This window comes from Rhodococcus sp. NPDC057014 (assembly GCF_042673295.1).
Lineage (GTDB): Bacteria > Actinomycetota > Actinomycetes > Mycobacteriales > Mycobacteriaceae > Rhodococcus_F.
This window is the reverse complement of the sequence record NZ_JBHUSF010000377.1, coordinates 1-7,939: the sequence shown is the minus strand read 5'-3', so window position 1 is coordinate 7,939 and position 7,939 is coordinate 1. Positions and strand designations below refer to the sequence as shown.

2 protein-coding genes are annotated in these 7,939 nt (G+C 70.8%); both read right to left on the bottom strand.

Annotation, left to right across the window (positions count from 1 at the left end; all coding sequences use genetic code 11):
• A partial coding sequence (locus ACFTZB_RS40045) for a condensation domain-containing protein (RefSeq protein ID WP_378440640.1) occupies positions 1-1,819 on the bottom strand: 1,819 nt, incomplete at its 3' end.
• 164 nt (positions 1,820-1,983) lie between these two features.
• Positions 1,984-7,939: amino acid adenylation domain-containing protein (locus ACFTZB_RS40040; RefSeq protein ID WP_378440638.1), on the bottom strand; the 5,956-nt coding region annotated here is incomplete at its 5' end.

Sequence of the window (7,939 nt, the reverse complement as noted above, 5' to 3'; positions counted from 1 at the left end):
GCACCTGGACGATCGGCGCGTACGCGGGCGACTCGCGGACCGCGAGCGCCCGGGCCACCCGCTCGAACGGGACGTCGCGGTGCTCGAACGCCTCCCGGTCGACGTCGCGAACGTGACGGAGGTGCTGCGTGAACGTCGCGTCCGGTTCGGCGCGGGTCCGGAGGACGAGGAGATTCTGCCCCCGGTCCACGGTGGCCGTCGTTCCGACCGCGACCTCCGGGGCACCGGAGAGCCGGCTCAGCAGCACGGTCGCGGCCGCATGCAGAACGGTGAACGCGGGGGTGTCGTGTTCGTCGGCCAAGGCCCGCACTCCGCGGTGGATCTCCGCGCCGATCGGGACGTCGACGCGGTCGACGCTCCCGGACTGCGCGGGCGGCCGGGCCCGATCGGACGGCAGGTTCAGCACTTCGGGCATCCCCGACAGCCGTTCGGTCCAGTACCCGAGGTGGTTGGCCTCGCGGCGCCGCCGCTCGCCTTCGCGGGCGGTCGCCTCGTGAACGGTCGCGAGCCGGGCCTGTGGATCCGCCGCGACGAACTCTTCCAGCAGTTCGACGAAGTGCCGGTGGTGCCGGCGCAGCGCCGCATCCTCGTATCGGTTCGGGTTGGCCCGGAAATCGACGAAGATCTCCGCCGGCGTCCCACTCGGATACACGTTGACGAGGAGGTCTTCCACCGGGCCCGAGGTGACGATGTGATACTCGCCGACCAGGGGGCCGAGCACCACGTCCTGGTGGAACAGCATGACGTTGACCATGGGTCCGTGCAGTTCCGCCACACCGCCCGCGCCGACGTCGCGGCGGATGTCCTCGACGCTGCACCGCTGATGCCGCAACGCGCCCATCAGCTCTCGCCTGACCTGCGACACGAGGTCCGCGACCGCCCCGCTCTCGTCGACGGTGATCGGCAGCGGTGCGACGCTGACCGTCATCCCGCCGGAATTGCGCAGCAGCGACGTGGTCCGCCCGGACATCGGAACATTCACGAGGACTTCGGTTTTCGCGGTGGCCCGCGACAGGTAGCAGGCGAAGGCCGCGATGATCGTCACGGCCGCCGCGGCGGTCGCCTGACTGTCGGAACTCTGGATGCCGGACGCGGCCGCCTCGGACAGCAGCGCGCTCTCGACCGTGCTCCTGGCGAGTGCCGGCGCAGGCGCGTCGGCCAGGGTCGACCCGCCGACTCCCGCGACTCGCTCGGCCCAGTACTCCCGATCGGCCACGAACCGATCGGACGCCCGGTAGCGGGCGTCGACGTCGTACAGTGCGCGCAGCGTCGCGGCCCGGCTCGGATCCGGTTCGCGACCGGCGACCGCGGCCGAATACCGGTGCGCGATGCGGTTGATCAGCGTCATGGCACCGTAGCCGTCGAGCGCGACGTGGTGAATGCGGCTGTACCACAGGTAATGCGCCTCACCCACGCACAGGATCGACGTCTCGAACAGCCGATCGGCGTCGAGAGCGAGTGGGGCCTGGTAGTCCCGGTCCATCCATTCGTGCGCGGCGGCGACCGGGTCGGCGTCGCCGCGAAAGTCGACGAACTCGATGGACGTGTCGGTGGTGTGGTCCACGTACTGCATCGGCCTGCCGTCGACCTCGACGACCTTGAGGAACGGCGACTGGAACTCGCGGGCAACCACGATGGTCTCGCGTCGCAGCAGGTCGATGTCGAGGTCGCCGTGCAACTCCACGTAGTGCGCCACCGAGATGGGCACCGCGGGGTCGAGTTGCTGCGCGAACCACGTGGCACGCTGCGCCGCGGACAGCGGGAATGCGTCCGCGTCCGAATTCTGTGTAGCCGGCTTCCGCGTGTCTGGGGCCTTCACGGTGGTTCCTCCCCGTACGGTATCCCCGACCGTCGACGTCGTGAGTGCGTCCGGATCCTGACTCGCGAATGCGGGAGGCGGTAGTTCTTCTCCGTCCCCCAGGTCATTCGTTCGCCGTCCACAGGGCGCACAGACCCCATCGTTGCACAGCGGTGTGGCCGCATTCAGCCGATTCGGTCGTCGCGGCGCGGGGTGCGATCGGCGCCCAGATACCTCGACAGCACCGGCCCGATGACGGCGAGGGACTGCGGCTCGATCATGTCGTTGTGCCCACAATCCACCGGATACTCCACGATCCGTCCGGTCACCAGCGGTCGCCACTCGTCCACCGACCGCGCGCGGGTGGTGCCGTCGTCGTCACCGGTCGCGGGGAAGATCAGCAGCTCACCGTCGTAGACCTGCGGCTCGAACCGGTGGACGAGTTCCCGCGAATTCTCGTATCCCGCGTTGATCCGCTCGAGGTGTTCCCCGCGCAGCCCGGAGTCGCTACCCCACGATTCGTTGAGCAGTTGCGCTGCGCGTTCGTACGTGAGTTCGCCGTCGGTGGCGACGACGAGGCCCAGCCCGCGGAGCAGGTCCCGCATGTCGAGTTTCCCGAACAGCGGGTCCTCGCCGTTGTCGGGATAGCTGTCCATGACGGCGAGGGTCGCGACGTCGTCGCCTGCGCGCTGCAGTTCGACGGCCATCGCGTGGGCGATGACCCCGCCCAGCGACCAGCCGAGCAGGTCGTACGGTCCCTCCGGCTGAATGGCCTTCATCTCCTCGACGTACCGGTGCGCGAGTTGCTCGATCGACCGGTACTCGCCGTCCCCGCTGATCGTGGGCAGTTGCAGACCGTACGCGCGACGGTCGGCGGGCAGATACCGGACGAGGCCCGCGTATCCCCAGGACAGCCCGATTCCCGGGTGTACGCAGAACAGCGGTCGGCCGGTGCCCTCGGTGCGCAGGGGAATCACCACCGCCAGCGCCTCCGTCACTGCGCCCTCCGCCGACGGAAGTGCGATTCTGCGGGCGAGGCCGGACGGTGTGGGATCGAGGAACATCCACTGCAACGGGATCTTCCGGTCGAGTCGCTCCTGCAGCGCGGCGACCGCCTTCGTGGCGAGCAGGGAGTTGCCGCTCCTCTCGAAGAAGTTGTCGTCGGCCCCGACCCGGTCGAGACCGAGCACCTCGGCGAACACGTCCACGATCGCCGCCTCGAGGTCGGTGGCGGGCGGGCGGAAGCGGGTGCCCGACAGGAACTCGGGAGCGGGCAGCGCGGCGCGATCCAGCTTGCCCACCGGCGTCAGCGGGATCCGGTCGAGCACGACGATCGCGGCGGGCACCATGTGGGACGGCAGCCGTTCACCGACGAGGCGGGAGAGTTCCGCGGTGTCGACGTCCGCGCCGCCGACCGGCCGGACATAGGAGACGAGAAGCGGTTCCCCGGCCGGCCCGTCCCGGCCGATCGTGACGGCGAACCCGACATCGGGGTGGGCGGTGAGGACGGCGTCGATCTCGCCGGGCTCGATGCGGAACCCGCGGATCTTCACCTGGAAGTCGCTGCGCCCGACGTATTCGAGCGTGCCGTCGCGGCGCCACCGCACCACGTCGCCCGTGCGATACATCCGGTCGCCGGGGGCGCCCCACGGCGCGGCCACGAAACGGGACGCCGTCAGACCGGACCGGCGATGATAGCCGGAGGCCAGGGCGCGTCCCGAGACGTACAACTCACCGACCACACCGACCGGCACCGGGCGCAGCCGGGAATCGAGCACCACCTCCGCCACGCCGCGGGTGGGTGCGCCGAGTGTGATCGGGTCGCCCGGCACCAGCGCGTCGCTGATGTTCGACATGATCGTCGTCTCGGTCGGCCCGTAGGCGTTGAACATCCGGCGGCCGGGCGCCCACCGCGCGACGAGTTCGGGTGGGCAGGCCTCACCGGCCACGACCAGCGTCCGCAGCGACTCGAAGCCCAGCGGGTCCATCGACGCCAGTGCGGTCGGGGTGACGAACCCGTGGGACACCCGCTCTTCGCTCAGCAGCGCGGCCAGTTCGGTGCCGCCGTAGATCGTGGGGGGCGCGATCACCAGCGTCGCACCCGCGCAGAACGCCATGACGAGTTCGAAGACGGACGCGTCGAAACTCGGCGACGCGAAGTGCAGTACCCGCGAGCCCCGGGTGACGGCGAGGCGGTCCCGCTCCTCCGCGGCGAGGTTCGCCAGGCCGCGGTGCGTGACGGCCACACCCTTGGGGACGCCCGTGGATCCGGACGTGTAGATGAGGTACGCGGGATGCGATTCGTGCAGCGGCGCGGTCCGGTCCGCGTCGGTGACCGGGCCGGGCGACTGCGTCCTGATTCGATCGGGGTCCCGGGCGTCGTCGAGCACGATCCAGGTCACGGCGGCGGGCAGCCGATCTCGGTGTTCCCGGACCGTCACGCCCGACACCGCACCCGAGTCGGTGAGCATGTGCTCGATCCGGTCGGGCGGATACCCGGGGTCGACCGGCAGGAACGCGGCGCCGGTGCGGGCGACGGCCCACACCGACAGCACCGATTCGATCGACCTCGACATGCTTAGCGCGACAGTGGTTCCCGGTCCCGCACCGGCCTCGATCAGCCTGCGTGCCAGCCGATTCGACGTCTCGTCGAGTTCGCGGTACGTGATCACCCGGCCCCGGTACGACAGCGCGTCGGCGTCCGGGTCGAGTCGGACCGCGGCCGTCAACAGGTCCGGCAGCAGAAGGTTCGGCGCGTCGGGTGCTCCGCGCGCCGGGGTGAGCGCCGCGACCTCGTCGGTGCCGAGGATGTCGATGTCGCCGACCGGGACGCTGGGTTCGGCGGTGACGGAGTCGAGGATGCGCACGAAACGTTCCGCGAAACCCTGCACCGTGTCGGCGTCGAACAGATCGGTCGCGTAGTCGATCGCCCCCGTCATGCCCGCCGGGGTGCCGTCGGTGTCGAACCGCTCGTCGAGGATCACCTCGAGGTCCACCTTCACGACGGCGAGGTCGGGATCGAGTCCCTCGACGCTCAGCCCGGGCAACCGAAGCGCGGGATTGTCGGTGTTCTGGAATTCGAGGGACACCTGGAACAGCGGCGAGTGGGCGGTCGAGCGCACCGGGCCGACAGCGTCCACCACCCGTTCGAAGGGCAGGTCGGCGTGTGCGAAGGCACCGAGATCGGCGTCGCGGACCTGCGCGAGCAGGTCGCTGAACGGCTGCCCCGCCTCGATCGTGGTGCGCAGGGCCAGCGTGCCGACGAACATGCCGACGAGGTCGTCGAGCGCCGCCTCGCCGCGGCCGGCGATCGGGGTGCCGATCGCCACGTCGCTCGTGCCGCCGAGCCGCCCGAGCAGGACGGCGAGTGCGGCGTGCACGATCATGAACTCGGTGGACCGGTGCTCGCGGGCCGCCGCCCGGATCCGCTCGTGCAGCCCCGTGCCGATCGTGAAACCCACCCGGTCGCCGTGGAACGACTGCTGCGCCGGACGCCGGCGGTCGGTGGGCAGTTCGAGGAGTTCCGGCAGCCCGGCGAGCGCGGACTCCCAGTACGACAGTTGCCGCGAGATCAGCGACCCGGGGTCGTCCTCGGAACCCAGCAGTCTGCGCTGCCACAGGGTGTAGTCGGCGTACTGGACCGGTAGCGGTGTCCATGCGGGAGCGCGACCGTGGGCTCGGGATTCATACGCCACCATCACATCCCGCACCAGCGGCGCCATCGAGAAGCCGTCGGCCGAGATGTGGTGCACCACGACGGCGAGGACCCGTGTGGTCCGGTCGAGCGTGAACAGGGCGATGCGCAGCGGGACCGCGGCGGCGACGTCGAAGCCCGCCGACACCAGGTGGGTGAGTTCTTCGCGGAGCCGGCCGTCGTCCGCGACCGCGGTCGGCGGAGCCATCGGCGCCGGCGGCGGGAGGACCTCCTGCACCGGTTCGCCGTCACGGAGCGGGAAGCGGGTGCGCAGCGACTCGTGCCTGGTCACCACGTCCGTGACCGCCAGCCTCAGCGCGTCCACGTCGAGGTCGCCGGTGAGCCGCACGACCATCGGGATGTTGTAGGCGGGCGAACTCGTGTCGAACTGGTTGATGAACCACATGCGCTGCTGGGCGTAGGACAGCGGGATGCGGCTCGGGCGGTCCCCGGCGGTCAGGGCGGGACGGCCGGACGGGCCCGCTCCCGTGTGCTCGATGCGCGCGGCGAGCGACTCCACCGTGGGCGCTTCGAACAACGCCCGCACGCCGATGTCGGTGCCGAGCGCGGCGCGCAGGCGGGCCACCGCGCGGGTGGCGCTCAGCGAGTTGCCGCCGAGGTCGAAGAATCCGGCGTCCGCGCTGACCCGGTCCAGTCCGAGTACCTCCGCGAAGACGTCGGCCACCGTCTCCTGCACCGGGTCGGCGGGTGCCCGGTATTGCCCAGCGCCGACGTCGAATTCGGGGGTGGGCAGGGCCTTGCGGTCGAACTTGCCGACGGCGTTCAGCGGGATCTCGTCCAGCATGGTGATCGACGACGGAACCATGTGGGCGGGCAGCCTGCTCGCGAGAGCCCGGGTGAGGTCTCCGGTGTCGAGGGTGTGCCCCGGGGCGGGCACGACGTAGGACGCGAGGAGCGTGTCGCCGGCGGGGCCGCGGTAGGCGACCGTGACCGCGAACCGGACACCGGGGACCGCCGCGAGCGTCGAGTCGATCTCGCCGAGTTCGATGCGGAACCCGCGGACCTTCACCTGGAAGTCGCTACGGCCCAGATATTCGATGGTGCGCCCGGCGGTCCACCGCACGACGTCGCCGGTGCGGTACATCCGCTCGCCGGGGCGGCACGGGTCGGCCACGAACCGTGTCGCGGTGAGTCCGGGGCGGCGGTGGTACCCGCGCGCCAGTCCCGCGCCTGCGAGGTACAACTCCCCCGGAACCCCGGCCGGAACCGGCTGCAACCGGGAGTTCAGCACCAGTTCCGTGACCCCGCGGATCGGTCCGCCGATGGTGATGCGCTCTCCGGGGGTCAGGGGGTCGCTGATGTTGGACATGATCGTGGTCTCGGTCGGCCCGTACCCGTTGTACAACCGGCGGCCCGGCGCCCACCGGGACACGAGTTCGGGTGGGCAGGCCTCGCCGCCGACCACGACGTCGGCGAACAGATCCAGCCCGGTGGGATCGAGGGATGCGAGCGCCGCGGTGGTGACGAAACTGTGCGTGACCCGCCGGTCGCGGATCAGCTGGGCGAGTTCGTCGCCGCCGAACACGGTGGGCGGCGCGATCACCATCGTCGCCGCGGCGCCGAACGCCTGCAGGTACTCGAACACGGATCCGTCGAAGCTCGGCGTCGAGAAGTGCAGCGTCCGGGACTTCCGGTCCGCCCCGAAGCGGGCGAGTTGGTCTCGGGCGAAGTTGTCCAGGCCGCGGTGCGTCACGCTCACACCCTTCGGCATGCCGGTGGAGCCCGACGTGTAGACGACGTACGCGGCCGAGTCGAGCGTGACCGGTGCCGTGCGGTCGCCGTCGTCGACCGGTGCCGCGGAGCCGGCCGCGCACTCGGCGTCGAACGCGGGGTCGTCGAGGACGAGCCAGCGCGTGCTCCCGGCCAGCCGGGCACGATGCTCGGACGTCGTCAGCCCGAGAGCGCATTCCGAGTCGGTGAGCATGTGCGCGATGCGTTCGTCGGGATAGTTCGGGTCGACGGGCACGAACACGGCCCCGGCCTTGGCCACCGCCCACACACACAGCACCGATTCGATCGAACGCGGAATGCCCACGGCCACCGACATTTCCGGACCGACACCGCGGCCGATCAGGGCACGTGCGAGCCGGGTGGACCGCACGTCCAGCTCCCGGTACGACACCTCGACGTCGCCGGACGACAGGGCGACCGCTTCCGGGTCGACGGCGGCGGCGTCGGTGAAGATCTCCGCGAGGGTGCGGACGGAACCGGCCGGGCCGCCGCCGACCGGCACCAGTTCCATCTGTTCCCGCTCGGTGAGCAGCGACAGCCGGGCCAGCGGCACGTCGGGTCCGGTGCAGGCGTCGAGCACCCGCACCACGCGGTCGGCGATGTCCTCGACCTCGCCGGGGCCGAACAGGTCGGGGACGTACTCGAACTTCAGGTGCAGGCTCGCCGCCGCGGACGCGACGAGGCTCAGCGGGTAG